This is a genomic window from Acidovorax sp. LjRoot129 (assembly GCF_964253765.1).
In the GTDB taxonomy this organism is placed as follows: Bacteria; Pseudomonadota; Gammaproteobacteria; order Burkholderiales; family Burkholderiaceae_C; genus Acidovorax.
In genome coordinates, this window is record NZ_CAXUSE020000003.1 from 22,155 (window position 1) to 48,329 (window position 26,175).

The 26,175-nt window shown below is 57.3% G+C and carries 28 protein-coding genes; 14 read left to right on the forward strand and 14 right to left on the reverse strand.

Annotation, left to right across the window (positions count from 1 at the left end; translation table 11 throughout):
• Nucleotides 1-5 precede the first annotated feature (5 nt).
• The 11 genes from ACSQ3Q_RS25665 (at nt 6) to ACSQ3Q_RS25715 (ending at nt 9,706) form a co-directional block, all read left to right on the forward strand.
• Nucleotides 6-275, forward strand: coding sequence for a hypothetical protein (locus tag ACSQ3Q_RS25665; protein WP_436137302.1), 270 nt, complete (start codon nt 6-8; stop codon nt 273-275).
• Between the two features lie 14 nt (nt 276-289).
• Nucleotides 290-1,327: a type IV secretion system protein gene (locus tag ACSQ3Q_RS25670; RefSeq protein ID WP_436137303.1), complete on the forward strand. Its 1,038-nt coding sequence runs from the start codon at nt 290-292 to the stop codon at nt 1,325-1,327.
• 118 nt (nt 1,328-1,445) lie between these two features.
• Nucleotides 1,446-1,850, forward strand: coding sequence for a hypothetical protein (locus tag ACSQ3Q_RS25675; protein WP_436137304.1), 405 nt, complete (start codon nt 1,446-1,448; stop codon nt 1,848-1,850).
• Nucleotides 1,840-2,649, forward strand: coding sequence for a virB8 family protein (locus ACSQ3Q_RS25680; protein ID WP_436137305.1), 810 nt, complete (start codon nt 1,840-1,842; stop codon nt 2,647-2,649). The genes ACSQ3Q_RS25675 and ACSQ3Q_RS25680 overlap by 11 nt, the downstream gene beginning before the upstream one ends.
• Complete coding sequence (virB9, locus tag ACSQ3Q_RS25685; protein ID WP_436137306.1) at nt 2,646-3,491, forward strand: P-type conjugative transfer protein VirB9; 846 nt, start codon at nt 2,646-2,648, stop codon at nt 3,489-3,491. The genes ACSQ3Q_RS25680 and virB9 overlap by 4 nt, the downstream gene beginning before the upstream one ends.
• Nucleotides 3,492-4,763, forward strand: a complete 1,272-nt coding sequence (gene virB10 / locus ACSQ3Q_RS25690; RefSeq protein WP_436137307.1) for a type IV secretion system protein VirB10 — start codon at nt 3,492-3,494, stop codon at nt 4,761-4,763.
• 10 nt (nt 4,764-4,773) lie between these two features.
• Entirely contained in the window at nt 4,774-5,793 is a 1,020-nt protein-coding gene (gene virB11, locus ACSQ3Q_RS25695) for a P-type DNA transfer ATPase VirB11 (RefSeq protein WP_436137308.1), read from the forward strand.
• A complete protein-coding gene (locus ACSQ3Q_RS25700; RefSeq protein WP_436137309.1) occupies nt 5,759-7,735 on the forward strand; it encodes a type IV secretory system conjugative DNA transfer family protein in 1,977 nt (658 codons plus the stop codon). Before virB11 ends, ACSQ3Q_RS25700 begins: the two co-directional genes overlap by 35 nt.
• A gap of 31 nt (nt 7,736-7,766) precedes the next feature.
• Nucleotides 7,767-9,014, forward strand: a complete 1,248-nt coding sequence (locus ACSQ3Q_RS25705; protein ID WP_436137310.1) for an LPD7 domain-containing protein — start codon at nt 7,767-7,769, stop codon at nt 9,012-9,014.
• Between the two features lie 24 nt (nt 9,015-9,038).
• The gene (locus tag ACSQ3Q_RS25710) at nt 9,039-9,413 is read left to right on the forward strand and encodes a hypothetical protein (protein ID WP_436137311.1); all 375 of its coding nucleotides are present in this window, start codon (nt 9,039-9,041) and stop codon (nt 9,411-9,413) included.
• The gene (locus tag ACSQ3Q_RS25715) at nt 9,410-9,706 is read left to right on the forward strand and encodes an H-NS histone family protein (protein WP_436137312.1); all 297 of its coding nucleotides are present in this window, start codon (nt 9,410-9,412) and stop codon (nt 9,704-9,706) included. Before ACSQ3Q_RS25710 ends, ACSQ3Q_RS25715 begins: the two co-directional genes overlap by 4 nt.
• Nucleotides 9,707-9,749: 43 nt before the next feature.
• Here the strand turns inward: ACSQ3Q_RS25715 and ACSQ3Q_RS25720 are convergent, their stop codons facing one another.
• Nucleotides 9,750-10,052: a hypothetical protein gene (locus tag ACSQ3Q_RS25720; RefSeq protein WP_436137313.1), complete on the reverse strand. Its 303-nt coding sequence runs from the start codon at nt 10,050-10,052 to the stop codon at nt 9,750-9,752.
• Nucleotides 10,053-10,095: 43 nt separating this feature from the next.
• Nucleotides 10,096-10,767, reverse strand: a complete 672-nt coding sequence (locus ACSQ3Q_RS25725; RefSeq protein ID WP_436137314.1) for a hypothetical protein — start codon at nt 10,765-10,767, stop codon at nt 10,096-10,098.
• A gap of 295 nt (nt 10,768-11,062) precedes the next feature.
• Here ACSQ3Q_RS25725 and ACSQ3Q_RS25730 point away from each other — a divergent pair, with 295 nt between their 5' ends.
• Complete coding sequence (locus tag ACSQ3Q_RS25730; protein ID WP_436137315.1) at nt 11,063-11,248, forward strand: hypothetical protein; 186 nt, start codon at nt 11,063-11,065, stop codon at nt 11,246-11,248.
• Nucleotides 11,227-12,204, forward strand: a complete 978-nt coding sequence (locus ACSQ3Q_RS25735) for a tyrosine-type recombinase/integrase (RefSeq protein WP_436137316.1) — start codon at nt 11,227-11,229, stop codon at nt 12,202-12,204. Before ACSQ3Q_RS25730 ends, ACSQ3Q_RS25735 begins: the two co-directional genes overlap by 22 nt.
• A gap of 202 nt (nt 12,205-12,406) precedes the next feature.
• On the opposite strand, the gene ACSQ3Q_RS25740 is transcribed toward ACSQ3Q_RS25735, so the two are convergent.
• The 9 genes from ACSQ3Q_RS25740 to ACSQ3Q_RS25780 form a co-directional block, all read right to left on the reverse strand.
• Entirely contained in the window at nt 12,407-12,757 is a 351-nt protein-coding gene (locus tag ACSQ3Q_RS25740) for a hypothetical protein (protein WP_436137317.1), read from the reverse strand.
• Nucleotides 12,758-12,799: 42 nt separating this feature from the next.
• A complete protein-coding gene (locus ACSQ3Q_RS25745) occupies nt 12,800-13,855 on the reverse strand; it encodes an EamA family transporter (protein ID WP_436137318.1) in 1,056 nt (351 codons plus the stop codon).
• A 7-nt stretch (nt 13,856-13,862) separates the two neighbouring features.
• On the reverse strand, nt 13,863-14,258 hold the full coding sequence (locus tag ACSQ3Q_RS25750) for a hypothetical protein (protein ID WP_436137319.1): 396 nt from the start codon (nt 14,256-14,258) through the stop codon (nt 13,863-13,865).
• Nucleotides 14,259-14,362: 104 nt separating this feature from the next.
• Nucleotides 14,363-17,509 (reverse strand): efflux RND transporter permease subunit, encoded by a 3,147-nt coding sequence (locus tag ACSQ3Q_RS25755; protein ID WP_436137320.1) that lies wholly within the window; start codon nt 17,507-17,509, stop codon nt 14,363-14,365.
• A 14-nt stretch (nt 17,510-17,523) separates the two neighbouring features.
• Nucleotides 17,524-18,615 (reverse strand): efflux RND transporter periplasmic adaptor subunit, encoded by a 1,092-nt coding sequence (locus ACSQ3Q_RS25760; RefSeq protein WP_436137321.1) that lies wholly within the window; start codon nt 18,613-18,615, stop codon nt 17,524-17,526.
• A 71-nt stretch (nt 18,616-18,686) separates the two neighbouring features.
• Entirely contained in the window at nt 18,687-19,319 is a 633-nt protein-coding gene (locus ACSQ3Q_RS25765) for a hypothetical protein (RefSeq protein ID WP_436137322.1), read from the reverse strand.
• A complete protein-coding gene (locus ACSQ3Q_RS25770) occupies nt 19,316-20,608 on the reverse strand; it encodes a TolC family protein (RefSeq protein ID WP_436137323.1) in 1,293 nt (430 codons plus the stop codon). Before ACSQ3Q_RS25770 ends, ACSQ3Q_RS25765 begins: the two co-directional genes overlap by 4 nt.
• Nucleotides 20,609-20,729: 121 nt before the next feature.
• Entirely contained in the window at nt 20,730-21,086 is a 357-nt protein-coding gene (locus ACSQ3Q_RS25775; protein WP_436137324.1) for a hypothetical protein, read from the reverse strand.
• Between the two features lie 114 nt (nt 21,087-21,200).
• The gene (locus tag ACSQ3Q_RS25780) at nt 21,201-21,449 is read right to left on the reverse strand and encodes a hypothetical protein (protein WP_436137325.1); all 249 of its coding nucleotides are present in this window, start codon (nt 21,447-21,449) and stop codon (nt 21,201-21,203) included.
• A 910-nt stretch (nt 21,450-22,359) separates the two neighbouring features.
• On the opposite strand from ACSQ3Q_RS25780, the gene ACSQ3Q_RS25785 reads away from it, so the two are divergent.
• Nucleotides 22,360-23,346, forward strand: coding sequence for a 6-hydroxy-3-succinoylpyridine hydroxylase (locus ACSQ3Q_RS25785; RefSeq protein WP_436137326.1), 987 nt, complete (start codon nt 22,360-22,362; stop codon nt 23,344-23,346).
• On the opposite strand, the gene ACSQ3Q_RS25790 is transcribed toward ACSQ3Q_RS25785, so the two are convergent.
• From ACSQ3Q_RS25790 to mobC, 3 genes are all read right to left on the reverse strand, one after another.
• The gene (locus ACSQ3Q_RS25790) at nt 23,343-23,759 is read right to left on the reverse strand and encodes a thermonuclease family protein (protein ID WP_436137327.1); all 417 of its coding nucleotides are present in this window, start codon (nt 23,757-23,759) and stop codon (nt 23,343-23,345) included. The genes ACSQ3Q_RS25785 and ACSQ3Q_RS25790 overlap by 4 nt on opposite strands.
• A 70-nt stretch (nt 23,760-23,829) precedes the next feature.
• Nucleotides 23,830-25,332 carry a relaxase/mobilization nuclease domain-containing protein gene (locus tag ACSQ3Q_RS25795; RefSeq protein ID WP_436137328.1) on the reverse strand — a complete coding sequence of 501 codons (1,503 nt, stop codon included), beginning with the start codon at nt 25,330-25,332 and terminating at the stop codon, nt 23,830-23,832.
• On the reverse strand, nt 25,316-25,972 hold the full coding sequence (gene mobC / locus ACSQ3Q_RS25800; protein ID WP_436137329.1) for a plasmid mobilization relaxosome protein MobC: 657 nt from the start codon (nt 25,970-25,972) through the stop codon (nt 25,316-25,318). The genes ACSQ3Q_RS25795 and mobC overlap by 17 nt, the downstream gene beginning before the upstream one ends.
• Nucleotides 25,973-26,175: the final 203 nt, after the last annotated feature.

Genomic DNA, 26,175 nt, shown 5'->3' on the forward strand with positions numbered 1-26,175 from the left:
TATATATGAACCGCCTATTATTCACCACTTTTATTGCAACCTTAATTGTGGGTTGCGGTGAAAAAAGCCCACCCGAGATAAACACCAAAAAAGCATCCAAAGCCGAATTGCAAACCTATCTGGATGTTAATTGCCAAGACAAATACAGAATGCATGCATTTTGTGTTGATGCTTCTGGAGAGCTTAAATCTCGCAACTATATCGAATCACTTAACAAACCAGGCGCACTTGGCTCTACCCGATCCGCAGAAGAGCTCTTTGGGAAGAAAAAATAGAAAGGTGAGCAATTATGCAAACATTCTATACCGATCTTCTAAAAAACGTTACAGACCCATTGGCTGGGTATATCACCTCGACGTCTAGTTCAGTTATTTCCTCCATAACAGGAGTCGCTACCACACTACTCCTGATTTACATCATGTTCTGGGGTTGGTCGATGATGCGTGGCGTCATAACTGAGCCCGTCACGGATGGTGTGACGCGAATGGTAAAACTTGCAATCATTATGGGCATTGCTCTCTCAGCTGGTCGCTACGCAAGCTTTATGGTCGATTTTCTCTGGAATGCACCGGATGCAATGGCCTCAGTAGTTGCGGGGTCAAAGTCCGAAGACAAGGTAAGTTTTCTCGACGCTCTTTTTGAAAAAATGTGGGTTTACTCCACTGAATGGGAAAAAGCGGCTGATGAGAACAAAAGTGCAGTTGGAATACCGAATCTCGGACAGTTATTCATGGCTTGGTTGATTCGTATAGTCGCCGCGTTAATGACAGGTTATGCCGCATTTCTATTTGTTCTTGCAAAAATTGCAATAGCCGTTCTTTTAGCGATTGGCCCAATATTTATTCTGATAACAATCTTTGAAAGCACGAGAAAATATTTCGAATCCTGGCTCAGTCAATGTTTGAATTTTGGATTGGTCATTATTCTCACCGCGGCCGTACTGAAGATTGTGGGAACGTACATTGAGTCGTCTGTAATGAAAGCAGGAGCAGCAGCAACAGGTTCGCCAAATCCATCGTTTTTTGACGGATTTGTTCTGGTTATTCTCTGCGCTATTTGTTTTGTAATGCTTCTGCAAATCATGGCTATGTCTTCCGGGCTTGCTGGAGGAGTAGCAATCTCGTCAATGGGCGCCGTTGGGTGGGCATACTCAAAAATTAAAGCAGCAACCACGGGACCGCTACGATTTGGTTTCAGGGAAATGACCGGACGTGGACGACTTGATCGAATTGATAAACGTAGAAGAGCAGCCGTATTGAACTCCTGGAATAGGCGCCAAGCACGCGACGTTCCTATCTCGCCGAATAACACCATCAAAAAAGCATAGTCGTTTCATGCGACTTTAATCCGCCCCAAATATTGGGCGGCAGGCCATACTCACGCCCAAACTTTGTCTTATTCATCTATCGCTTTAAGAAGCAAAATATTTAAAAAGGATATGAATCATGAAATTTTTTCTATTAATTATGGCTGCATCCCTCTTTATGACGGGGTGTGCCACTGGTCCAAAACCGCCGCCAGGCGTAGTCGGCGAATACCGGCCAATCAATCAGCCAGATTTCAGGCCCCCTTCGTCGCTAATACCACGCATTTTTGACTTTAAGTACAAAGGCGATCCTGAAATGGCTTTGATGGCATTGAAGGAAGTTCAACCGCAGTTAAATGTCATGCCCCCCAATGGATTGAAGGTAAGCGCAGGCCTGGTCAATGTCGATTTGCGCCAAGTCACCCTAGACAAGGCGTTACATGAGATTGGGAAAGAAGGGCGAGGCAATTTTGAAATCATTTACCGCCAAGACCCTGAAAGCAATCGTGATTTCGCACATGTGAGGTATCCCAATGTTCGGTAATAAGAAACCCAAAAGCGAGATTGATCGCTACACGGATGAAGTCCGCTCATGGGAGACGGATAAGGTCATGGAAGCCGCAGCGAGTAAACGCCTCGCCTGGAGGGTTACCGGTGCCAGCTTGGCGACGGCCCTCCTGGCCGTTGGAGCGGTCATCGGTCTGACCCCTTTGAAATCTGTTGAACCCTACGTTATTCGTGTGGACAACAGCACAGGTGTTGTGGACGTTCAGCGAGCATTGCAAGGCGGCGACACGAATTACAACGAGGCGGTCAACAAATACTTTGCTCAACTCTATGTGCGGAACCGCGAGGGCTACAACCGCGAGCTTTCGGCTGAAAACTATTACTCAGTGGGATTGATGAGCAACAACATTGAGCAAGAGCGATATTTCAATTTTTTTAACCCAAAAAATCCTCAATCACCTCTCGTAGTTTTTAATAAATATGCAAAGGTCGGAATCTCGGTTAAAACAACAACGTTCATCAAACCGAACGTAGCTCTGGTCCGTTACGTTCGCGAAATCATCCGTGGTTCAGACAAACCGGAAATATCTCATTGGGCGGCCACCATTACTTTCCGATATGTCGGCGCACCCATGACGGATAAGGACCGTGCCATTAATCCTTTGGGTTTTCAAGTTGTTGACTACCGAACGGACCCAGAGTCGCTGACGGCAGTGGAGCGAAGTAACTATTTGCCGACGCAACCGAGCCTTGCTGTACCTGCCGAGCCTGCGGCCTCGACCACCAGCGAATCCCTCACCCGCACCCCCCTTGAAGGGCTGGAGGCAAAGCAATGAAAAAACTCCTACTCGCCAGCGTGACAGCAGCAGCGTGCCTGCTCGTGCACGCAGAAACCATCCCAGAGCCAGGCCCGTCAGATGCCCGCATTCGCACCGTCACATACAACCCCAAGGGCGTGGTGCGGCTCAATACGTTCTACGGCGTCTCGACCCATGTCCAGTTCAGTGATTCCGAGCAAATCAAGGATGTGGCCGTGGGTGATGACTTGGCTTGGAAAGTCATCCCCCGGGGGAACAACCTGTTCATTAAGCCGGTAGCTAAAGAGGGCGATACCAATATCACGGTCATCACCAACAAGCGCACCTACCAATTTGTGGTCATGGTCGTGGCCGACAAAAACACCAAGTCTGGCGCCTGGGCCAATCGCGATTTGACCTATTCACTTTCGTTCCGCTACGTGGATGAAGACCAGGCGGCTGCCGCAGCGCGTGCGAAAGCAGAGCAGGAAAAAGCCAAACGTGCAGACATTAGCAACCGTCTAAAGAGCGCACCCAGCAAGACGGGCCACAACATGGATTACTGGGTGGCAGGTGACGGCGAGGTCAGCCCAAGCGGCGCCTACGACGATGGGCGATTTGTGTTTTTCATCTTCCGCGCCAACGCGGAAATGCCCGCTATTTACGAGGTCGACGACAAGGGCCAAGAGTCACTTGTGAATACCCACGTCATCAGCGGGAACACGATTTCCGTGCACCGCATGGCACCGAGCTACGTCTTTCGCAAAGGGAATTACGTCGCAAGTGTCATCAACAAATCTTTCAACCGCAAAGGTGGGGTGGACAACCTCACTGGAACAGTCGCGCCCGACGTTGAACGTGTCGTGAAGGAGGTCAATTAAATGAGCCAAGACAATATCAACCCACCCGGTGAAGAGCACCAGCGCAAAGACAACTGGCGCGGAAAAGATGCCGAATTTCGCGGAAGCGAAACTCCTCGGGAGGCCGATTTCAATGAGGACGATGACCTGCCGTCCTTGAATCGCCGCCGGCGTTCAAACAAGCTGGTGACGGCCGGCGGTTACTTTGTTATCGGTGCCTTGTTGATCGCCGTCCTCATCATCATGACGCGCAACGCTGGCCCCAGCGAGAAGGCCGTACCGCCCCCCATCAGCAACCGCCTGCCGGCCCTGGTCGTGCCAAATGCTCCTGAGCCACCTGCAGCGGTCGCGCAGAAGGTGGAGCAGCCCAAGGAACAGATCGAGGATGACGACCCCTTGTTGCGCAAGATGAAGGGGAACCTGGTCATGCAAGGGGGCAGTTCGGGCAGTGGGTCTGGCAGCGGTGGAGCGCGTGGCAGCGGCCCAGGCGGGCAGATGACCGAATCTGAGCGTTTGGCTTTCATGATGGCGCAGAGCAGGATGCCCAATCAGGGTTTCATTGGACCCGATGGTCAGCCAGTGGGTGGCATGGGCGGCGCCAATGACAACAGCGAGGTGTTGCAGGCTGGAGGTGCTGGTTCAGGGTCGCTGGGCCAGCGGCTGAAACCCACCATTACCGAAGCGGTGTCCGCTACGGTACTGCCGCGCCGGGACTACCTGCTGGCCAAGGGCGCCACACTGGATTGCGCACTTGAGACGGCTATCAACACCAGCGTGCCCGCCATGACGACGTGCCGTCTCACGCGGGACGTGTACTCGGACAACGGGCGCGTGCTGCTGCTCGATCGGGGCACGCAGCTCGTTGGCGAGTACGCAGGGCAGCTCGGTCGTGGTCAAGCCCGCATGTTCCTGCTTTGGACTCGTGCCAAGACCCCCTCTGGCGTGGTTGTGAACCTGAACTCACCCGGCATCGACGCCCTTGGCCGCGGCGGCATTACCGGTTACGTGGACAACCATTTTTGGGAGCGTTTCGGTGCCGCAATCATGACCAGCTTCCTCAAAGATACGGTCAACACCGTGGTGGGAAATCGCACCCAAAAAGAGGGCGGCGGCGGCAACACAAATATCTATACCGGCTCGCTGAACAGCGGCAACGAAGTGGTGTCGGCCATGCTACGCGAGCAGGCAAACATCCCGCCCACGCTGATCGTGAACCAGGGTGAGCATGTTCAGGTGATGGTGGCCCGAGATCTCGACTTCAGCGAGGTCTACGGTCTTCGCACCACGAACTGAAGGTTCCAAGATGCAAGCCAATGATTCCGGCAAGCGTCTTGAGAACCGGGCGATGCTCGATACATACATCGCCCCTCTCTACACCTTGCTCCAAGGAGACGTCACCGAAGTGGCCGTGAACCGGCCTGGTGAGATCTGGACGGAGGGTCCCTACGGCTGGCGCAAGCACGCGGCGCCGGAGCTGACCCTGCAATCCTGTTTGCACATTGCGCAGTTGATCGCCACCTACAACAACAAGGACATCAATATTGATCGTCCGATCCTATCGGCGACGTTGCCCGATGGCGAACGTGTGCAGGTGGTGACCCCACCCGCGTGTCTGGCCGGAACGGTGTCGTTCACGATCCGCAAACCCAGCATGACCGACAAGACTCTTGAAGAGCTGGAAGAAGGTGGAGCCTTCGATCAGGTAGCGGCTGCGGGCGACAGCCTCAAGCCCTTTGAGGTCGAGTTGATGCAGTTGAAAGAAAGCGGCCAAGTGCGCGAGTTCCTGAACAAAGCGGTGGCGCACAAACGGAACATGCTCATTGTGGGCAAGACTGGATCTGGCAAAACCACGCTGACACGCAGCCTCATCCGCATCATTCCCAAAGACGAACGCCTCGTCACCATTGAAGACGTGCATGAGCTTTTCATGGACGACGTGCCCAACAAGGTGCACCTGTTGTACGCACGGGAAGACGAGGGCGGCTCCAAGGTCACAGCGAAGCAGTCATTGGCTTCGTGCCTGCGCATGAAGCCTGACCGCATCCTTCTCGCAGAGCTGCGAGGCGATGAAGCCTGGGAATTCGTCAAGTCGATCAACACCGGGCACCCCGGGAGCATCAGCACCATGCACGCCAATGGCGCATGGGAGTGTTTCGAGCAACTGACGGCCTTCATCAAGGACTCCCAAACCGGTTCGCACCTGGACACACAGGACATCAAGCGCCGGCTCTACACAACGATTGACGTGGTGGTCTACATGGACCGCTGGAAGGTGCGAGAGATTTTCTATGACCCTGAATTCAAGCGGAAACACATGGTTTAAGCCCACGCTGTGGAGCAGCGTGGCAGTGGTTGCTTTGATGGCCTGGTTGTACCTGGCCGGCGCCATCGTGCTCGCAGGCATCGGCAGGGACCATCACAACGTCACCCCCCTGACATTCGCGCAATACGCCATCTACTACGGTGAACACAAGCGTGTGGGCCTTTGGCTTTGGGTTGGCGGCGTGGTCAGCACGATGGCGCTGCTGGTCCCTGTTCTGTTCATTTTTCGGCCACGAGCACGAAGCCTGCATGGCGACGCACGCTTTGCATCAGCCAAGGAGATCAAAAAAGCGGGCCTATTGGACGGCAAAGGAATCATCGTGGGAAAGAAAGGCAGGGACTACCTCATGTTCGATGGGCCGCAGCACGTGCTGGTGTCGGCTCCCACCCGCTCGGGCAAAGGCGTCTCTGTTGTCATTCCGAATCTGCTGACCTGGCCACAGAGCGTTGTCGTGCTCGATATCAAGCGCGAAAACTGGGACCTGACCAGCGGCTATCGACGCAAGTATGGTCAGCGCTGCTACCTGTTCAATCCCGGCACCGCCGACGGCCGTACGCACCGCTATAACCCTCTCGGGTACATCAGCGAAGAGCCGGGAAAGCGCATCGACGATGTGCAGAAGATCGCCAACATGATCTTTCCCGACCTGCAGGGCACTGATCCTATCTGGACGGCTACACCTCGCAGTCTCTTTCTCGGCGTCGTCCTCTACCTGCTCGAGTCCCCTGGAAAGCCTGTCACGCTTGGCCAGGTGCTGCGCGAAACCTTGACGGACGGTGATGGCAAAGACTATTTCGACAGAGCCATCAAAGACCGCCGTGAGTCGGGCTCAGCTCTATCAGGCGCGTGCGTGCGCGGGTTGCAAAGCTACACCTCCATAGCCAGCGAAAACACCCGCAGCGGGATCATGACCAGCTTCCGTTCACGCCTTGAGCTGTGGATGAACCCGGCCATCGACGCTGCCACCAGTGCGAACGATTTTGATCTTCGAGATCTGCGAAAGAAAAAGCTGTCGGTCTACCTGGGCATCACGCCCGACAACCTGGAGCGGATGCAGCCGCTCATCAACTTGTTCTTCCAGCAGCTCATTGACCTCAATACACGAGAGCTACCGCAACAGAACCCGGATTTGAAATACACGTGCCTGCTCTTAATGGACGAATTCACCGCTATGGGCAAGGTGAACATCTTGAGCAAGGGCATCAGCTTCATTGCAGGTTACGGACTGCGGATGATGCCCATTATCCAAAGCCCGGCCCAACTGGTTGAGGTGTACGGACGTGACGCTGCGCAGACATTCCAAACGAACCATGCACTGAATATTGTATTTCCCCCAAAGGCTTCAGAAACCGCAGCTGCCCGGGACATATCTGAATGGCTAGGTTATACAACTGTGAAAAGCGCTTCGAAATCAAAAAACACTGAAATTTTCCGTAGAAAAAACCACTCGGAAAGTGTCAGCGATCAACGCCGCGCTTTGTTGTTGCCACAAGAAATAACCGCCCTCGGTCAAGAAGCTGAATTGGTAGTTTTAGAGAACGTTTTGCCAATCATGGCCAAAAAAGTTCGCTATTTTGCGGATGTGACGTTTATGGATCGCCTAAAAGACGTTTCGCCTTCACTTGCCGCCATTGGGAATCGACTTCCTGACCAAAAAGAACTGAGTACTGCCATGACTTCCGGGGAATTGTCGGCGCCAGTTCTTTTCGTTGATGTTGAGTCTTATCAGGATTCAATATCTGCTGCCGAAGGGGTAATTGAAATGGTTGGCAAGAAACCATCAACACGCCCATTTGCGCCAGGAGACTATCCTAAAATTTCTGAAATAAATTTTGCTCTGAAATTTGACAACCTTAAGGCACCGCCAAAAGGTGAGCGAACGACAGAGAAGTTACACGAATTTGCAGATGCAGCCTGCAGAGAAGTTGGCTTTGTTTTTTAAAATCCGTCTCGGCATTTAGAGGGTATTCAAAATGGAAAAATCAGTCTCGAATTCAAATAACGACAAAGGAAAAAAATCTCAGCAAGCCGACGCCGTTGTGGCATTAACAGAAATTGATGGGAAATCAGCTAATGCCATTAAGTTTGAGCGTATCGAGAAAGAAGGGCGAAGTGTCTTGTTCAATCTCACGTTCTCAATGCACAACAAGAATGTGGCAAAACTAGCTGGTTTGAATGCAGAAACCCTGCAGGATGCGGCGGGGGAAAAGAACGCGAAGGCAATCCAGGAGAGCCAGTCGCCCAAAGGCACTCTCAAAGGCACCGACCTAGATTTTGTGCGCGGCCTTTCGCCTGAAGAAAACGCTCGCAGGATCATCGAGAAGGAAGAAAGCAAGGCACCGGACATGGGCACCCTTGATCCCAGCACCCTGGAAGCCTTGACTCTCAAGCGGAACGCTGACTCCGCTGCAGTTCGCGCACAACTGTCACAGCAGAGAGAAGACGCGATCAACGCGGTTGCCAAGGACAAGCAGGGCAAAGAAGAGGGTGTCAGGGTTCCAGTGGACGGCGGCGATAACGAAGTTCAATCAGATGAGGTTTTCAGCACCGCCGAGGAAGACCGCCTCCCCCTAGTGCCACCTGAAATTGCTGCGAAGTACATCAAGGTTGGCGACAAGTACCACTTCCAGCGCAACCCTGAAGCCGTGGCATTCCATGATCGGGGAAACAAGCTTGAAACGCCGACAAACAGCCCTGCAGTCGCCGAATCCATGGTGAGGATTGCTGAGGCCCGCGGCTGGGATGAGATCCGTGTGACAGGCACCGAATCCTTCAAGCGCGAAGTTTGGTTTAAGGCGGCAGCGCAAGGCATGCACGTTCGCGGCTACACCCCGAATGACACAGATCTAGCCAAACTGGAGGCCATCAAGCGGGAAGATTTTCGCGCCCGCGAAAAAACAAATTCTATTGAAGGGGAACGCTCTCGGGAACAGAAGATGGCCGAGGCCTTCAAGAACGAAAAACCCGAGCAAGCCCTGAAGACCTACCCGGAGCTCGCAGCTGTGTATGCAGGTGTCGAAGCAGCGCGCAGGCATGCAGGGAAGGAGAGCTTGAGCGAGGAGGAAACCCGCGTCGTGATGGCCCGTGTCACTCAGAACGCTACCAAGTCCGTTGAGAGCGGTCATATCCCTCAAGTCAACGTCCAGGAACCGGAAAAAGATCGGACCATAAGGGAGGGCACGCCCCGCCGCCCACACAAAGAAAAAGAGCTCGAACGTTGACGCTTTAACGAGAGGAACCAGAGTATGAAAGAAGCATTAATTATCGCAATGGCCCTGGCACTGTCTGGTTGCGCCACTGATGAATTCAAGGCGGGGTCCGTCACGAGTCCGGACTACATGGCGTCAGGACAGATCGGTGCTGCAAAAGCTTGGGTCTATGCCCAACGAACTGTTTTTGAGGACCGCGAAGGCAAGGAGTACAAATTCACCAGGCCCACTGGTGAAGTGATAGCAGCATCGAAAATAGGGGTCTACCACCGCATGGATAGTCTTGAACGTGACTTCATTGTCAGCGACGGGCTTCATACTATGCGATTCGTCCTGTCACCCGCCACATGGACTTTTTCGCATACCGGCGCTACCTATGAAGGCGGACTAACCCCACATCCACCCCAATGACGACAACCTACCAAGAACTTGTGCGCCAGCGAGCTGAGCTGGATCGGCAAATTGAAGAGGCACGCTCGCAGGAATTGGACGCTGCTGTGAAGCAAATCCGCGACCTGATGAGCCATTACGGCATCACCGTAAATGAAATCATGCCTGCCGCTGAGCGGGCTCCTCGAGCACGGCAGCGAGTTGAGCCCAAATACCGTGACCCGGCTTCCGGCAAGACATGGAGCGGCCGCGGTAAGCCTCCACTATGGATTGCAGGCAAAGAACGCTCGGACTTTCTAATTAAGCATAGCTAGACGGCCAAAGCCATCACGACGACGCCCTCTTCGGAGGGCGTTTTCATTGACCGTTTTGGTCCGCATCTTTGGGGAAGACGACATGGGCTGAGTTTGCAAACATGCTGTGCCGCTCTATTAATCGGTCAGCCAGCAAATCGGCATGCTGACGCATTTCGCCCGCCGCAACACTTCCAATACTGACAGTCTCGTACCAAAGATGAAACCCCGCAAGATCAGGGAGGGGGTTTTCTGCTGCGAGAAGAATCGCCTCTGCGATGCTGCCTGCATCATAGTTACCTAAATGCTCTTGCCCCTCCATGACATGCGCACGGTACTGGCCAGGCTGTAATTTCAGGATGTGCAATGTTAGCAGCATAGGGAGCCTACTATTGATCCCGCCTAGAGCTTCAGACCTTAATAGGTCCAAATAGGCCTGTGAAAATCAATTGTTCCCAGATTTTTTTCATTGCCTGGCCTGTCTCCTGCGACACAAATAACGAAGACCGGCTCCCGTGAGGAGCACCCAGGAAATAGCTACGCATAGACTCCCAGGTTTCTGCTACTTGGGACCATTCCCAACACGGAAGCTCCGTTTCTAGTAATAACGGCATCGCAATATTCAAAGGGATAGTGCGATCATTGGGCATTGTTTTACGCCACTCACATTTTACTAAAATTGGAGTCGCTTCTGAGCTGTAAAACTGAACATTTAACCGCTCAGCGGTAATTCGGGCGACGTGATGGCTATATGTCATTTTTTCGACTGACTCAAGCACTTTCTCACCGTCTCCATATGGGCATGTAATGAAACCGTGCACAAAATACCGTGTGTGATCGAGTCCGTTGTAGCCGCACTCGGCACGCGGCGTGTTCACGGGATGCCTGCTGTCATGGTTCCTAACCAATGGGTGCCAAGAAGGATAGGTGTCAATTGCCGGGCCCAATTCGTCAACGATGTCCCGTAACGCGCTCTTGCTCGCCTCCCTTACTTTTGGGTCCGCATCTCTCGCCCGTGGGACTAAGTAATTTTCAGCCTCTTCGTAGCAAAGTCTTGCCGCTTCGTCCGCACGGAATGCCATGGATTGCCCCTTGTTGAGTGGTCTGTGCATGATACATCAAAGTCATGCAAAAACCATGCATATGGTGCATTCGCAAACAACTTTACGCACAAACCGACTTGCTATAGAAAGTATTGTTGATAAAATATATTATCAACACGAAATTGTGCCGCAGGGCATTTCGCGGAGTTCTCAACAGAATCGGCGTGACTGGTCAAGCTGCTGCCGTGATCCTGAAGACCGCCGCATAGCATTTGCGGGTACCGCTTTTCCAGTCGTGACGCCACGATCGTGGCAACTGATTTGGAGAACCGACATGCCGCTGCCACCGAAGAAAACACCTGATCCGATCATCGATGGTTTCATACACATCAAAAACGAGAAGCTGCGAGCCTGTCTCTGCGCACTTCGCGAAATGCGGCTCATGGTCACCTGGGCTGCAATCGCAGCTGCCGGCCTGTTTGGCGCGGAGCTTTCCAATTGGCTGAAAACAATGCTCTGAGCCTGGGGGCGAGCAGTGGAGCGTTGCTGGCTGACGCTCGGTTTCGTCAGCTGCAGGAGGTGCCTCCTGAGGTGCTGTGGTTCGCCAACCTGTCCAGCTCTCACACGCGTCGGGCCTACAAAGCTGACATCAAAGAGTTCATGGCCTTTGCCGGCGTACGAAAGCCAGAGGATTTTCGCGATGTGGCACGTGGCCACGTGCTGGCCTGGCGCGCCCAGCTCGAAAAAAACAAATTGTCTGGTGCTACGGTACGCCGGAAACTCGCCGCTCTGTCTTCTCTGTATGAACACCTTTGCGACGTGAACGCGGTCGCGACTAACCCTGTCAAAGGGGTCAAACGGCCGAAGGTTGAAACCTATGAGGGGAAGACGCCGGCGCTGGGAGATTCCCAGGCCCGTGATCTTCTCAATGCCCCGCCACCGCACACACTCAAGGGTGTGCGTGATCGAGCGATCCTGGCTGTCCTGCTCTATCACGCGCTTCGGCGTGAGGAGGTTGCCAAACTGCGGGTCAAAGATTTCAACATTGAGCGACGTGGTGTGCGGCACATCCGAGTGAATGGCAAAGGGGGCAAGCTGCGCTACATCCCCACCCATCCTGCAGCGTCCAGCCTAGTAGTTGAGTACTTAGATAAAGCCGGTCACGTTGACGACGCGCAAGGGCCTTTGTTCCGCCAAGTCCACCCGCCAAAAGCAGCTACTGAACCACGTGGTCTTACTCCTAATGGCATCTACCAGCAGTCCGTGAAGCTCTATATGCGGCAGCTAGGTTTTTCTGGGGAAAACCTCGGCCCGCACGCGCTTCGAGCTACCGCAGCAACAAATGCACTTGATCATCAATCAGACATTGCAAAGGTACAGGAATGGCTGGGTCACGCCAACATCGCGACGACGCGCATATATGACAAACGCTCCTCGCGTCCTGAGGACTCGCCTACTTTCAAAGTTGCTTACTAACGTTCTCAAGCTGCTCGCACGTTCGCTGCCAACTCCAGCGGCGATCATCTATTTTTCGTCGAGCTAAGAATTACCCCATCCATGCCGCTATCAGCCTTCTCAATTACCTGCATTGGCGAGTTCGTTTGCAGGCGCGAACAGCTTGGCGCCTCAGTCGGTGAAGCGTTCCATCCGCCTCTACGGCGCGCGCCCCGTCTCGGGCTCATGGGGGAACCTTGCGGACCATTTGCACTTGGTCGCAGTCCCATACGTTGAAGTAAACCTCATCGCCCACGGCCATGCCGGAGCCCGCGTCAACTCTGGCGAAGTGCCCACGGGTTCGGGTGACTTCCCGCCATCGGATGACTGCAATCTGGTCGGTGGGGCCGAGCCCAATTTGCCGGCAGCGAGAGCCGCTCACCTTCAAGAATTCGTCCGCTTGGATTAATTTGGTAACTTTGCCGACCCTCCAGCCTTCGGACCAAGCGTACCGGTCCTCGTAGACAGGTGTGCTGCAGCCGGAGATCGCAAGGAATGTCAGCGCAGCAGCTGACAAGAGCATTGATTTTTTCATCATGAAATTTCCTTAGCCGCTGTCTCGGTACCGCTCAATGAGTCAATGCCTGTGCTGATGGTGCACATCGGGCGCGTGGGGATGGGCATGAGTCACCGGCTCGTGAAAGTGCACATGGCTATGGCTCCCAGTGGGCATCACGTCATGGGAGTGCGTATGGTGTCCATCGTCGTGACGGTGGGCATGCTCATGCTCCAGCGGGTCATGCGCATGTTCATGCCCGTGACTTTCAGCCAAATGCAGCAGCACTCCAGCAAGCATCAGCACCCCTCCCAGCAACATCAGCCACCCTGCAGACCGTTCGCCGAAGCCGAACGCTACAGCCGCACCGATGAAGGGTGCAAAGGCGAACACGGAGCCGGTCCGCGCCGCACCAAACGCCCGCTGAGCCAAAAGGTAGAACCGAAGACTCAAGCCATACCCCGTGGCACCTACAGCAAAGAGCCCAACAGCCGCCGCCAATGAGGGCAAAGGCTCTCCCCACACCGTGGCAAGACATGCTGTCGCAGCGGCTCCCAGCGACGCCTTGGCCATCACGACCTGACTGGGGTCACGTTCGGCCAATCCCCGGGACAGGGTGTTGTCCGCACCCCACGCCACGGTTGCCAGCAGCACGGCAAGAAGACCGAGCAGCTGCGTGCCGCCCTCCAGGCCCTGGTCCATGACCAAAGCCATGCCCCCAGCCAGCAAAAGAAGCATCGCAGCCCACACGCGGCGGTCCATGGTTTCGCCGTAAAGCCTCCAAGCCAGCGTGGCGGTGAATAGGGCTTCGAGGGTGAGCATGAGCGATGCGCTGGCGCCGCTCGTGTGCTGCAGGCCCCAGGACAAGGCGACAGGGCCTAGGGCGGCGCCAAACGCAGCCATGGTGATGAGGCGCCAGGCATCGGACCTCTGCAACCTTGCCTCGTGAGCGGAGGTCCGAAGGGACAAGGCGCCAACGACAGCCGCCCCTGCATACAGCAGTGCGGCCGTCGTGAACGGTCCCAGCCCTACGCCCAGCCGCTGGACCATGGGGGTGCTGATGCCGAACAAGGCGGCCGCCAGCAAGGCCAGCAGACCGCCTCGCAGTGCAGGCAAGGACAGAAATCCGCGCGCCACGGCAGCCCTACTTGACCGTGAATCGCACAGTGATGCTCTTCTTGCTATTGGTGGTCAGCACAGCGACCGCCTTGGCCCCCTTAGACAGGGTGACTCCTTTGGCCTCCAGCTTGTTCGCTCCAGCTGGTTTCAGGGACGCTTCGGACTTTTCTGCGCCGTTGAGCACCGTCAGCTTGCCGTCGAACCGCGAGGCATCCGCATCTTTGCCGTGGTCCTGGATGTAGATCTCCGCGCCTTCGGCAGTGGCAACCAGCTCAAACGACAAGTCCGCGGCGGTCTGCACGACCCCACCGTGCATGGGGGCGGCAGCACCATGGGCCATTGCCGTAGGAGCGAAGAGTGTTGATGCGGCCAGCATCAAAGCACCGCCAGTCAGTTGGGAGAGTTTGGTCTTGATGGTCATTGCGGTTTCCTTTGGATGAGTAATTGCGTGATACGGCGCGCTTGGGAAGGCGGCGCACGAATGCCTACGGGAAAAGGGTGAGAGTTAAATGGTCGGCGCAGCGTTCAATAGGCCTCCTGGGCCGCAGTGGCTCCCGTGGGCGCCTGGGCATCGGCCTCGATCAGGTGCCGCGTTGCCCGCTCCCCGAACAGCCAGAACATCACGGGCGTGAGCAAGGTGTCCAGCAAGGTCGAGCTGATGAGTCCGCCAAAAATCACTACCGCCACCGGATGCAGGATCTCCTTGCCGGGGGCGTCGGCTGCCAGCAGCAGCGGTGTCAGTGCAAAGGCCGCCACCAGCGCCGTCATCAGCACCGGGGTCAGGCGCTCCAGCGAGCCGCGCACGATCATGGGCTGGCCAAAGACCTCACCCTCGAACTTGCACAGGTTGATGTAGTGGCTGACCTTCAAGATACCGTTGCGCGTGGCGATGCCTGCCAGCGTGATGAAGCCCACCATGGATGCTACGGACAGGCTCACCCCGGCAAGCCACATGGCAGCCACGCTGCCAATCAGCGCAAGCGGAATGTTGGCCATGATGATTCCTGCCAGCACGGCCGACTTGTAGCGCCCGTACAGAACGAGAAAGATCATCGCCAAGGACACCAGCGACAGGCCGACGATCAGTTGCATGGCCTGCTCCTGGGCCTGGAACTGCCCTTCCAGGCTCAGGAAGGTCCCCGGTGGCAATGACGTCTTGGCCATCACTGCACGGATGTCGGCAATGACGCGGCCCATGTCGGAGCCGTCCGTGTTGGCATAGACGACGATGCGCCTACGACCGTTTTCTCGGCCAATCTGGTTGGGGCCATCGGTTTCCTGGACCGTGGCAATGGCAGAGACTGGGATTTGCCCTGCAGGGGTGTCAATCAGGGTGCGCGCCAGATCCTGGGGACTGCGTTTGTCATCGGGCAGGCGCAGCACCAATTCATAGCGGCGCAGGCCGTCCACAATCTGCGCGCCATGGGCGCCATCCGTCAGGGCCTGCAGTACCCGCACCGCCTCCCCAGGAGACAGTCCGACCTGCGCGGCCTTGCGGTGGTCCAACCGTACCGTGATTTGGGGGATCAGCACCTGCTTTTCCACCGTAAGATCCACCAGCCCTGGAACGCCCGAGAGTCCCTGGCGCATTTGCTCGGCCAGGCCCCGCAAGGTGTCCGTGTCGTCGCCGAAGATCTTGAGAGCGATCTGCGCCCGCACCCCTGACAGGAGGTGATCCAGGCGGTGGGAGATGGGCTGGCCAATGGCCACCTGGGCCGGAAGGACGGCAAGGCGGGCCCGGATGTCTGCCATCACAGCCTCACGGTCGCGGGCGGACCGCTTCAAGTCCACATCGATCTCGGCCGAGTGCACGCCTTCGGCATGTTCATCCAGCTCGGCGCGCCCTGTGCGGCGCCCGACCTGTGTGACCTCCGGGACCTCTGCGATCAGCGTCTCGGCCAGCGACCCCATGCGGTTGGCTTCCGCCAGCGCCGTACCCGGGTTGAACACCATGCCCAGCACCAGCGAGCCTTCATTGAACGCCGGCAGGAACGCGCGCGGAAAAAATGGGACGCTGGCCACCGCTGCTGCCACCGCCAGTGCGGCGACAGTCATCAAAGCCTTGGCGCGGGGAAAGGACCAGCCCAGCACTTGCGCATCCCGTCGCTTGAGCCAGGCGACCAGGGTGCTGTCACCGTGGTCCAGCCGCTTCATCCCCGGCAGCAGGTAAAGGCACAGCACCGGCGTCACCGTCATCGAGACCAGCATCGATGCCAGCACCGACACGATGTAGGCGATGCCTAGGGGAGTGAACAGGCGGCCCTCGATGCCGGGCAGCGCAAAGAGTGGCACAAACACCAGCACCACGATGGCGGTGGCGTAGACGATGCCCGAGCGGACTTCCACGCTTGCACTGCGCACTACCTCCAGCGTGGACAGCGGGTTGCCCAAGGCCCGGTTTTGCTTGAGCCGCCGCAGGATGTTTTCCACATCCACCACTGCGTCGTCCACCAGCTCGCCAATGGCAATGGCCAGACCGCCCAGGGTCATGACGTTGATGGACTGGTCCAGTAGGCGGAACACCATGGCCGTTACCGCCAGCGACAGTGGAATCGCCACGAGAGAGATCAGCGTGGTTCGGGCAGACAGGAGGAAGGCGAACAGAACGATGGCCACCATGATGGCGCCATCGCGCAGGGCCTCGGTCACATTGCCGATGGACGCCTCGATGAAGTCAGCTTGGCGAAACAACACCGTCGGAGCGGCTAACCCTGCGGGCAGCCCTTGTTTGAGGTCCCCCAGTGCTGCTTCGATGGCCTGGGTGAGCTTCACGGTATCGGCCGCTGGCTGCTTTTGCACACTGACAATGACGGCAGGGGCGCCGCTGTATCCAGCGTCACCGCGCTTCATCGCCGCTGCGAACCGGACATTGGCCACCTGCTCCAGAAGGATGGCTCGGCCGTCCTTCCAGGCCACCGCAACGCCTTGCAGGTCCTCAATACGGCTGGTGCGGCCGATATGACGAATGAGGAATTCACGGCTGTTGAGGTCGATGAACCCGCCCCCAGCGTTTCCTGCAAAGCCTCGAAGGGACTGTTCGATCTGCGTCAATGTCACCCCGAACTGCGCCATGCGGGCGGTATCGGGCTCAACCCGCAGCTGACGTACTTCGCCGCCGATGGGGATGACCTGGGAAACCCCCGGGATCGACAGCAGCCTTGGGCGGAGAACGAAGTCCGCGTACTCGCGGGCCTGCATCGGTGTCGCTGCAGCGGCCTTGCCATCGCCTGCCGTCAACGGCAACGCTATGAGCATGACTTCGCCCATGATGGAAGACACAGGCCCCATGACCGGCGAGATTCCTCCTGGGAGTTGCTCCCGCACCAGCGCCAGGCGTTCTGCCACCAGCTGCCGGTTGCGGTAGATATCGGTACCCCAATCGAACTCCGCATAGAGGATGGACAGTCCCACTCCAGACGTGGAGCGAACCCGCGTGACCCCGGGCATGCCGTTGAGAGCGGTCTCCAGGGGGAAGGTCACCAGCTGCTCGACCTCCTCGGGGGCCATGCCACCGGCTTCCGTCAGGACGGTCACCAGGGGTTTGTTGAGGTCGGGAAACACATCGACCGGCGTGCGCCACGCGGTGATGGCCCCATAGACCATCAGCAGCGCCGCGACCGCCAGGACGAACAGGCGGTTGTGAAGGCTGTTCCGTACGATCCAATTGAACATTGCGTGGGCTCCGTTCAGCGGATCTGCGCGATCAGCGGTGCGCCTTGCACCACGACGCGGTTGTCAGCGCCCAGGCCCTGCGTGACGACCACCGTGGCTGCGTCCAGGGACCGGTACTGCACCGGTTGGGGGATATAGCGCTCGGCACCGGACTTGATCCAGACCACCGGCTCGTTGGCGCTGTTGCGCACGACGGCCTGCGCAGGCAGGACAAAGCCTTTGACTTGCTCGTTCAGGGAAGCTACGACGGTGACGGGCTGTCCGACTGCCAGCGGCAAAGCCGCACCAGGTTGCGCCGGTATCGCCCTGAAAGTCATCGGCAAGACCCCATCGCGCAGGCTGCGTGCGGCACCGATCAGCTGCAACTTGACGCCTGGCACCCCCTGCAGGTGGGCTTGACCAGTGCGCGCGGGCAAGCCGGGGTCGGCCGTGGTGGCTTCCACCAGCACGCGTGCGGGGTCAATGACCTCAAACAGCACTTCGCGGGCCTCGACCACCTGGCCTCTGGTGGCATCGGCCCTGGCAATCACGCCGGAGACGGGCGCCAGCAAGGGCTCGCGCGCCGAAAGGCTAGCGCCGATGCTTTTCTCGCGCGAGGTGAGACTCTGCAGTTCGGCGCGTGCAGCTTCGATCTCCTTGCGAGGCACCGTACCTTCGAGAGATTGAAGCCGCTGCACACGCTGTGCAGCCAGCTCACGGCCACTGCGCAACTCGGCCAGTTGGGCCTGCTGGTTGGCCAGGGCGTAGGGCTCTGCGTGATGGGCCACGTAGGCCAGCACCTCACCCTGGCGCACGGTCTGACCGGCGACCGGCAGCCCACCTGGTCCGGCTTCGATCCGTCCCCCATGGATCGCCTGGACACGACCGCTCGCATTGGGGTCCACGACCACCCGGCCTGACAACTCGATGGTGGCTGCGGCCTGGGTCTCCGGGGTCAGCTGCGTGCGGATGCCCAGGCGCCGCTGGGCGAGCATCGGAACGTTGACGCTGCCGTCCGGCAACCGCATCAGCCCGGATGCGTTGATGGCCGTTGGAGCATCCAGGTGCTCACCGTTCGGCCCATGGGCGCCAGGCGCTGCGCCGGCAGCCGGCGTAAACAGCACCATGACGAACGCGATAGCGGACAGGCCGAGGACGTGAAGCGTGCCGGTTGCCTTTGTCTGTTGGAGCGGTGAGGTCACAGCGCACCGCCCTTCGGCGAAGTCCCTGCAGATCTGGGCTTGCGCCCAAAGATCCAACCGACCGCTGCCAGAACAGCCAAAGCCAAAGCAAGCCAAACTGTGCGGGACGGCCCATGGGCGTGGCCATCGTCGTGAGGGTGGCCTTGGGCATCGGGCGAGGCGCCAGCGACAGTGAGGGTGCCGTCCAGGAGATCGGACTCCTTGCCCGCCAGCACGCTGACCACCATGGGGTGATCTCCTGGCGCGGCCAGCGCCTTGAGCATGTTGGCGTCGTCGACGGCGTAGTCCCCCATGTCCGCATGGATCTTTGCAGGAGCCTTGAGATTGCCGCTCTCCACCTCGACCGTGGCGTTGAGCACGGGTTCGTTGGTTGCAAAACGGTTGATCAGGATGGACAACTCTCCACCCTGCAGCCGGCCCACCAACTCGAAGGCTTCCGAGCGGGCCTCAAAACTCGGCACCGGACCGCTGTTGGCCCCTGTTTGGGTGGTTGTATCGAGGTGCTCACCGTTGGGCCCATGGGCCCCGGGCGAAGCGAAACCAGGCGTGCTTGCCAGCACCAGCGCGGCTAAGCCAGCACCCTGCCAGGTGCTGCGGTGAGCGGAGGGCAATAGATTCAAGAGATTCATGGGAGGATTCCGAGAGATTGCTGGAGACGGGCGCGGGCCAAGCCCAGTGCCGCTTGCTGGCGCGCGAAGCTGGTATCGGCCTGGGTGGCGGCGGCGAGCGCGCGCAACAAGTCCGGCAGCGGGGTTTCTCCAGCTCTGAAAGATCGGTCGATGAGGGAGGCACGCTCTCGCAGGAGTGCCGAGCGCTGGCGATCAACCTCCAATTGCTGCTCGGCCGTGTGCACTGCACCCTGGGCCAGCGCTGCGTCAGCAGCCAGGCGCTCTTCGGTTCGCTGTTTCGTGGTCAGCGCTACATCCAGCTCACTTAGTGCGGCAGCTTCGAGCGGGTGGTTGCGGCTCGCTGGGCCCAGTGGGACGCGCACGCCGACGCCGATACTGTTTTGCGCCGCCTCGCCCCGCCCGGGTGTGTCTTGCCGGATGCGTAGCAAGAGCTCTGGAGGGTCGCGCCGCGTGGCGGCCACCACGTCCAGCCGCTTGCGAGCGCGCTCAACCGTCAGCGCAGCGACACGCGCATCGGGGTGGGTTTCAACGGCGAAGTGCGATACGCCTGCTGAAACAGCAGCAGCTGCAGAAACCGGGACAGGCGTTAGATCAGGCGCCAGGGCTATGCCTGTCAGGGTCATCCATTGCGACTGGCTGGCGCTCAGGCGCTGGCGCGCTGCCAACTGTGCAGATTGCGCAGCAAGAGCCTCTGATTGCGCGGCGAGCGCATCAGCATGTGCAAGGTCACCCGCTTTGACACGGCGACGCACGTCATCGGAGATTTCCTGCACGGATCGCACTTGGGCATCCGCCAGGTCGGCCTCGGTCCTGGAGGCTGCAATGCCCCAGGCCGCTTCTCGCACCAGACCCGCAAAATGTAGTCGCCCCGCTTGGACCGCAGCTTTGGATAGCTCTACGTCTGCATCGACAGCAGCGCCGCGTGCATTGCGCTGTCCTGGCAACCACAGCGGCCAAGCCAAGCCGGCCTCGGCCTCTCGGCGTCCAGCTGAGGTTTGCCAGCGGTCGTCCCGGTAGGACAACTCCAGTGCAGGGGGAGCCGCCCACGGACTTGAGATAGCCACCCGTTCGGCAGCAGCCCGCTGGGTCTGCCCTTCGGCTTCTCTCGCCTGTGTGGCGCGCTGCCATGCGCCCTCCACGGCTTGCGCAAGCGTTGGGCTCGCGGTTGATACCGTGGCTGAGTGTGATGAGGGGATGTTGGCTTGCGCAAAGGCTGTACCAACGAGGGCGCAGCTGAAAGCACACCCAGCGGCACAGCGCGCTGCAAGCCTGGAAATGACAAAACTCACGTGATTCCTGACCGATCAAGGCAGTGGTCCAGGATCGTGACGCATCAGCGCCTGATCGAAAGGACTACCGCACCGATGAACAACCACGCTTCCGTGTGGAAAGCGCGGCGCTAAAGGTGGATCAGGAAATCAGTCGGGGAGGTCGTCGTAAACCGTCCAGATGAGGGGACGGGCTGACAGATTCGGCGGTCACGGCCGGTGCGGGTGAGCGGTCGAGAGAAAGCGACAGCTGGGGAACATGGAGAAGTGCTGCGGTGCCCGGGCCTGCTTCCGCCAGCATGTGCTGGATCGATTCCTGGGAATCGTCCTGGTGCATCACACCATCTTCATCATGGTGGTGCGCAGCACCTTCCAGATGCATCTCAGCGTGCACCACCTGAAACGCTCCCTCATGGTCGAACGCGACCACCTGGCGGGCCGTTGCGAAGGCCTGACAGAAGAAGGAGAGCAACAGGATGACTGCGAGCAGTCGGCGCATGAGCGGAGAGCGGACTATTGAGAAGTGATCGCAATCATTATGGACGATCACGACAACGTTGTGCCCACACGTCGCGCTAAAGCCCCCGAGTGGACCGCACTGTGATTGGAGTATCTATAAGGTGCCAAACAAGGAGTCATGGCCGCCCCTTAACGCCTGTTCGACCAGAATTTCCACGAGCTTTTGCCGAGAGTAGTCGCTGTCTGTCACCATGGTCTGAACGACATCCATCGTCGTGCGCCTGACGATAATTTCTGCATCCTTGAAACTGGAATCCACCGAAGGCAGTCCCTTAGCCAACCTCTCAATTCGCGCGAAGGCTTCGTCTGGGACGCTCTCTGCCACTGCGCTATCGATTTTCATAGTGACTGGTCTCGTAGCTCAAGATCATCTTAGGCGTTCTGCGTGAGGCGGGCGCCATCACGACCAATGCGCCCGCAACGAAGACTTCGGCAGATCCTGCTATCCATTTCGAGCTCTATCATTTCAGCCGACTCTCAGGCGGTAGTGCCAAGGTTCCGACACCCGAGGGGGGCCGAGGTGCCAGCCAGTGCACCCACAGACCTTTGAGCCAAGCCAGTGCGCAGGCGATGGCAACCACAGCCACGCCCCACTGGCCGCTTTCCATCACAGCCCAGAACCAGAACGGCTGACTCACAAGCCCAACAATGCAGGCCCAGCGCTGCAAGAGCACGCTGCGGCTCTGTGATAGCCATATGGCGGCCGGGCCAAGGATGGCGAGGACAATTTGAACGATCTGATCCGCGGGCATGGCAGCATTGTGCACTACTGTATAAAATAACAGCAATCGCTTGACGCCGATGGCACCGCTGAAGTCGTCGTGTCACGCGTGCGGTTTTGAGCCTCTTAAACTTCCTCCCATGCCGCACATCTACGAAACGCTGGTGAGCGCGCTGCGCGGCCACTGGAAAGCACATGCCGAGGCCTACCCCCAGAAGTTCATCCTCTCGTCTTCCCAGCACAAAGACCTGGTTGAATCCATCGCCTCTGTGCGAAAGGGCATCTCCTCGACAGCAACGTCTGACCCGATGAGTTCATGGGCACGAAGCTCGAGATCCGAGATGGGTCGCCCGGGATCATGGTTACGGTGGACGGCATAGAGACACCGCTTCCAACTCAATGAACAAGTCCGCGCCCTTTTTTCGCGTCCGCGAAAAATATTGGTTGATGTTCAACGTAACGCTTTAGGCACAGCAAAATGATTGCTGGAATGCCTCAAATTTGATACATTCAATGCAACAACTAATCCGCGATGGCTGTGTGGCTCGACCACCTGAAGCGCGGGGGAAAAAGCCGGCGAAAGCCGGTTTTTTCGTTTCTGGGGGACACTTTGCGTACGCGAGTCTATGTCGATGGGTACAACCTCTACTATGGGTGCCTCAAAGGTACGCCCTTCAAGTGGCTCAATCCCCTGTCTCTCTTTGAGCGCATCCTTCCCACCGTCACGGCCACTATCGACCAGCACGGTGCGCTCACCAGCGAGCTAGACCCCCTGTCCGTCAAATTCTTCACCGCGCCTATTCTTGAAAAGGCCGCCAAGGCGGAAGATTCCCTGCGCTGCCAGGAGAAGTACCACAAGGCACTGAACAAGCACCTACAGGGTCGCATAGAGATCGTCAACGGGTACTACTCCCTCACGGCAGCACGGGCAAAAGTCATTGATTCGCAAGATCCAAAAAAGTGGCCGCGCGATTGTGTCGAAACCCCTATCTGGAAGCTGGAAGAAAAACAGAGCGATGTAAATCTGTCTCTGCAAGCAGTCGTAGACGCATTGGTGAGTGGCATCGAGCACGTGGTCATCGTCACCAACGACACGGACATTGAACCTGCTCTGAAGATGATCCGTGCGCACACGAAAGCTGCGGTAGGGCTCATCATCCCCACAACAGATCATCAGCGGCAACCAAACACCAGCTTGGCGCAACACGCTCATTGGGTACGGTCTCACATCACAGCCGGAGAGCTTCAAGCATCTCAACTTCCGTTTGTAATTCCCGATGGCAAGAAGACCGCCATCTCAAAACCTGAGTCTTGGTACGCTCGTCCAGATCTGCTCGCGCGTGCGCTGGAGCTGGGCACGGCACACTACGGGAACAGAGCGCAAGCGTTCAAATGGCTGACCAGACCAAATAAGTTCTACGAAGAACGCACACCTCTGGACCTCCTTGAAAATGGAGACGCGCGAGTGCTGCAGTTCATGGAAGAAATGGCACTACCAACGGTCGGGGACGGCAGCTAGTTTCGCGCGACACCTTGCTCGCGCTTGCGGTTGCTTTCTCGGTAATCCCACGGCGCCACCGGGCCAGGATCGGCCCATAAGCCTTGTTTTCCCGCTCTGGCTTGCCTTTCCAGCTCGTAAAGTTCGGCGTCTCTCGCATACTGCCGATAGACCCAAGCCATACCCTGACGCACCATCTGGGCGTTCACATCCACGTCGCCAAAATAGACTGTGCCGATGATTCGCCCGTACCGGTCGCGCCCCTTTTCTACGACTCGCACTGGCAGACGAAACACTAACTGGGCCAACGCCTGCCTGGACCGTGTTCCGAAAGCTTGGTGCTTTTCCGGCGCGTCGATCTGCGCAAGTCGCACGCGCACCGGATGACGGTCCACCAGCACATCGATGGTGTCACCGTCGAGGATGGATACCACTTGTCCAACCAGCTCAGCTCGGGCGAAACCAGCAAAGAGCAGGATGGATAGGAGGAAAAGCCGTAATGCGTTACCTGCTGCGGCCGTTGTCTTTGTTAGCACCTGGCCCACCTTGTTTCGGATCTATGACGGGAGCGCCCTGCTCCAGGGCGCGCGGTTCAACAGCACGTTGCTTGGTGTGCTTTGCAGCTTCGATCTGCGCGCGAATTTGGCGCTGCAGGGCTTCTTGCGCTGTGATTGGTTCCGGCATCCTGGCAACGAAGCGGCGGATCTGCGCAGCCAGCCGCTCATTTTGTTCCCTCAGGCTCAATCCGCTCTTTGCTGCATCTGCATCAGCGCCAGCTCTCTGCCGTCGCACCTCATGATCGGCGTATCGCCCGCGGTCCAAACGATTGCGTGCATTCGCCCGCAAAAGCAGCGCAGCTCGTCCTTGGTCGCGTGCCACATTGACAACGGGCATGTCTCGCAAGCTGGGGACGGGTCCGGCCGGACTGCGCTGGCCAGGCTCGCCACCACCGGGCTGATATAGGCCGGCTCGTCGCTCATCTGGCTTGTTGATCCCGGCGACGGCTGCGCCTCGACGTTGCCCGTCTCGAGCACGGGTTCGGTTGATTTGGCTGTAGTCGATTCGAGCATTGGTTAGCTCCTTTCCATCTTTGGTTTCCAGGGCCGTTGGGCGGCTTGAGAGGTCTTGGGCAGCCTTGAGCCAAGCTGCCTTCGTTCGTCCCTGGGATGCGCGTACAGCGGCCTCCCAGGGTCGATCTGCGGAGTGGTGAGGCTCGTGCTCCTTCAAAGTCCTCACGGCCTCCTGCAGGCGGGATTGCTTGACCTTGGACTGACGAGGCGCCCTGCCCTTCGGTGGCTCAGGGTCGTCAATATGTCGCAGTACCTGCTTTTCAGGTTTTCTTACTACACCTCTCAAATTACGTGTCGTGGCTTCCGCATCAATACCTTGTTCTCGTAGACGTTCGGCAAAATTCTGTCGCCACAGCTGCACTTGGCCCTTCGGAACATGCAATTGGCGCCCATCAAAACCCCGGCATTTAACAGATAAGTGGCAGTGGTCATTATCTGTGTCGGTATGCAGGGCAAAAACATACTCATGATTGCTACCGAATGCATCAGATGCGAAAGCTCTGACTGCATTACGCAATAGATCAGGATTATTCTTACCAGGCATTGATAGAATCATGTGCATCGTGTCGCGCTGATTCTTGGACTTACCGGGCTGCTTGTTAGCTTCTATGTCCCGGCTCCAATCCTGGTATAGCTGCTTGACATCATCAACGGTATCGAATAATTGCCCCAAATCGTTTTCAATGGCAATCTTCTCTTTGTCAGCCATGGCATGACGCGTTATATACATCAGATGCGCTTTAGCGTGCTCTCCGCCTTTGCCATAACCAGAAATCTTAACCATCACCTCAGATGAGCCAGAGGCAACGCTCGCAGCCTTATCACGTGAACGAGGCCGCCCTACCCCAGCACGTAATTTTCCGGATTTATTGGTTTTGGCTTTGACCTGGCCAGACTCGCCACTCTCCTGAAAAAGCAATTCAAGAATCTGAGTCATCTTCAACACCCCAGGCCCTATTTCTGGCCGTGATCAGGGAAAGAATCGTCATGCGCAATTTCTCAACCTTCTTATTCAATAAAGAGATGCCATGCAAAGTTAGTATTTCATCTTTAGAGAAGTTTGCACCAATCAACTCTGCGCGATTCATTGACCGCGCTATCTGATTCAGATTACGCCCAACGGCCGCAAGCTCGCGATTGGCAAATCGAACGGCCTCAGCTTCTCGCTCAGTTAAAACAGGCTCAGCGGTAACGACAGACTGAATTAGAGCAGCCACCCATTCAGATGACGACATGCCCTCTCGGGCTGCACGCTGCTTTACTTCGGATTTCAGAAACGAAGCGATGCGCAACTCAAAACGTTCCAAGTCTGCATCACCAGGATGCACGGGTTTAGGTCGAGATTTCAATGGCGCGCCCGTACCCTCCCCCTCTGGCTTCTCGCCACGAAGAAACGCCCGGATGACTGAACGCAAAAGGCTCCCGGGTTTTTGGCCGCTTCTTGCAGCAGTGGCCAGAAATTCCGAGTGTTCATGTTGTGAAACCCGAGTTATCAAGCTCGGATAACGCGCAGGACTATCTGGCGAGCCTTTCTGCTGGGCTTCATCCTGGGAAGGGGAAATGGGAAGGCGGGGCATAACAAGACGGGCAACGCCGCGGATTGTAAACAAAAAACGGCGCTTGCGCGTATCCTGCCCTCAATAAAACAACCGCCACTCCATGAACCCACCTCTCGCCTTACTCAACCCTAGCATTAGCACTCCATCACAACATTCGAAGCAAAAAACTACGTCTCATCACCAGACATCACAACTTTTCGCCCCCGCGAAAAGCAATATGT

Excerpts from the sequence above, each read along its gene's own strand:
- ACSQ3Q_RS25665 (WP_436137302.1), top strand. The coding sequence starts at position 6 with ATGAACCGCCTATTATTCACCACTTTTATTGCAACCTTAATTGTGGGT.
- ACSQ3Q_RS25670 (WP_436137303.1), top strand. The coding sequence starts at position 290 with ATGCAAACATTCTATACCGATCTTCTAAAAAACGTTACAGACCCATTG.
- ACSQ3Q_RS25675 (WP_436137304.1), top strand. The coding sequence starts at position 1,446 with ATGAAATTTTTTCTATTAATTATGGCTGCATCCCTCTTTATGACGGGG.
- ACSQ3Q_RS25680 (WP_436137305.1), top strand. The coding sequence starts at position 1,840 with ATGTTCGGTAATAAGAAACCCAAAAGCGAGATTGATCGCTACACGGAT.
- virB9 (WP_436137306.1), top strand. The coding sequence starts at position 2,646 with ATGAAAAAACTCCTACTCGCCAGCGTGACAGCAGCAGCGTGCCTGCTC.
- virB10 (WP_436137307.1), top strand. The coding sequence starts at position 3,492 with ATGAGCCAAGACAATATCAACCCACCCGGTGAAGAGCACCAGCGCAAA.
- virB11 (WP_436137308.1), top strand. The coding sequence starts at position 4,774 with ATGCAAGCCAATGATTCCGGCAAGCGTCTTGAGAACCGGGCGATGCTC.
- ACSQ3Q_RS25700 (WP_436137309.1), top strand. The coding sequence starts at position 5,759 with ATGACCCTGAATTCAAGCGGAAACACATGGTTTAAGCCCACGCTGTGG.
- ACSQ3Q_RS25705 (WP_436137310.1), top strand. The coding sequence starts at position 7,767 with ATGGAAAAATCAGTCTCGAATTCAAATAACGACAAAGGAAAAAAATCT.
- ACSQ3Q_RS25710 (WP_436137311.1), top strand. The coding sequence starts at position 9,039 with ATGAAAGAAGCATTAATTATCGCAATGGCCCTGGCACTGTCTGGTTGC.
- ACSQ3Q_RS25715 (WP_436137312.1), top strand. The coding sequence starts at position 9,410 with ATGACGACAACCTACCAAGAACTTGTGCGCCAGCGAGCTGAGCTGGAT.
- ACSQ3Q_RS25725 (WP_436137314.1), bottom strand. The coding sequence starts at position 10,767 with ATGGCATTCCGTGCGGACGAAGCGGCAAGACTTTGCTACGAAGAGGCT.
- ACSQ3Q_RS25730 (WP_436137315.1), top strand. The coding sequence starts at position 11,063 with ATGCCGCTGCCACCGAAGAAAACACCTGATCCGATCATCGATGGTTTC.
- ACSQ3Q_RS25740 (WP_436137317.1), bottom strand. The coding sequence starts at position 12,757 with ATGAAAAAATCAATGCTCTTGTCAGCTGCTGCGCTGACATTCCTTGCG.
- ACSQ3Q_RS25750 (WP_436137319.1), bottom strand. The coding sequence starts at position 14,258 with ATGACCATCAAGACCAAACTCTCCCAACTGACTGGCGGTGCTTTGATG.
- ACSQ3Q_RS25755 (WP_436137320.1), bottom strand. The coding sequence starts at position 17,509 with ATGTTCAATTGGATCGTACGGAACAGCCTTCACAACCGCCTGTTCGTC.
- ACSQ3Q_RS25760 (WP_436137321.1), bottom strand. The coding sequence starts at position 18,615 with ATGGTGCTGTTTACGCCGGCTGCCGGCGCAGCGCCTGGCGCCCATGGG.
- ACSQ3Q_RS25765 (WP_436137322.1), bottom strand. The coding sequence starts at position 19,319 with ATGAATCTCTTGAATCTATTGCCCTCCGCTCACCGCAGCACCTGGCAG.
- ACSQ3Q_RS25775 (WP_436137324.1), bottom strand. The coding sequence starts at position 21,086 with ATGCGCCGACTGCTCGCAGTCATCCTGTTGCTCTCCTTCTTCTGTCAG.
- ACSQ3Q_RS25780 (WP_436137325.1), bottom strand. The coding sequence starts at position 21,449 with ATGAAAATCGATAGCGCAGTGGCAGAGAGCGTCCCAGACGAAGCCTTC.
- ACSQ3Q_RS25785 (WP_436137326.1), top strand. The coding sequence starts at position 22,360 with ATGGCTGTGTGGCTCGACCACCTGAAGCGCGGGGGAAAAAGCCGGCGA.
- ACSQ3Q_RS25795 (WP_436137328.1), bottom strand. The coding sequence starts at position 25,332 with ATGACTCAGATTCTTGAATTGCTTTTTCAGGAGAGTGGCGAGTCTGGC.
- mobC (WP_436137329.1), bottom strand. The coding sequence starts at position 25,972 with ATGCCCCGCCTTCCCATTTCCCCTTCCCAGGATGAAGCCCAGCAGAAA.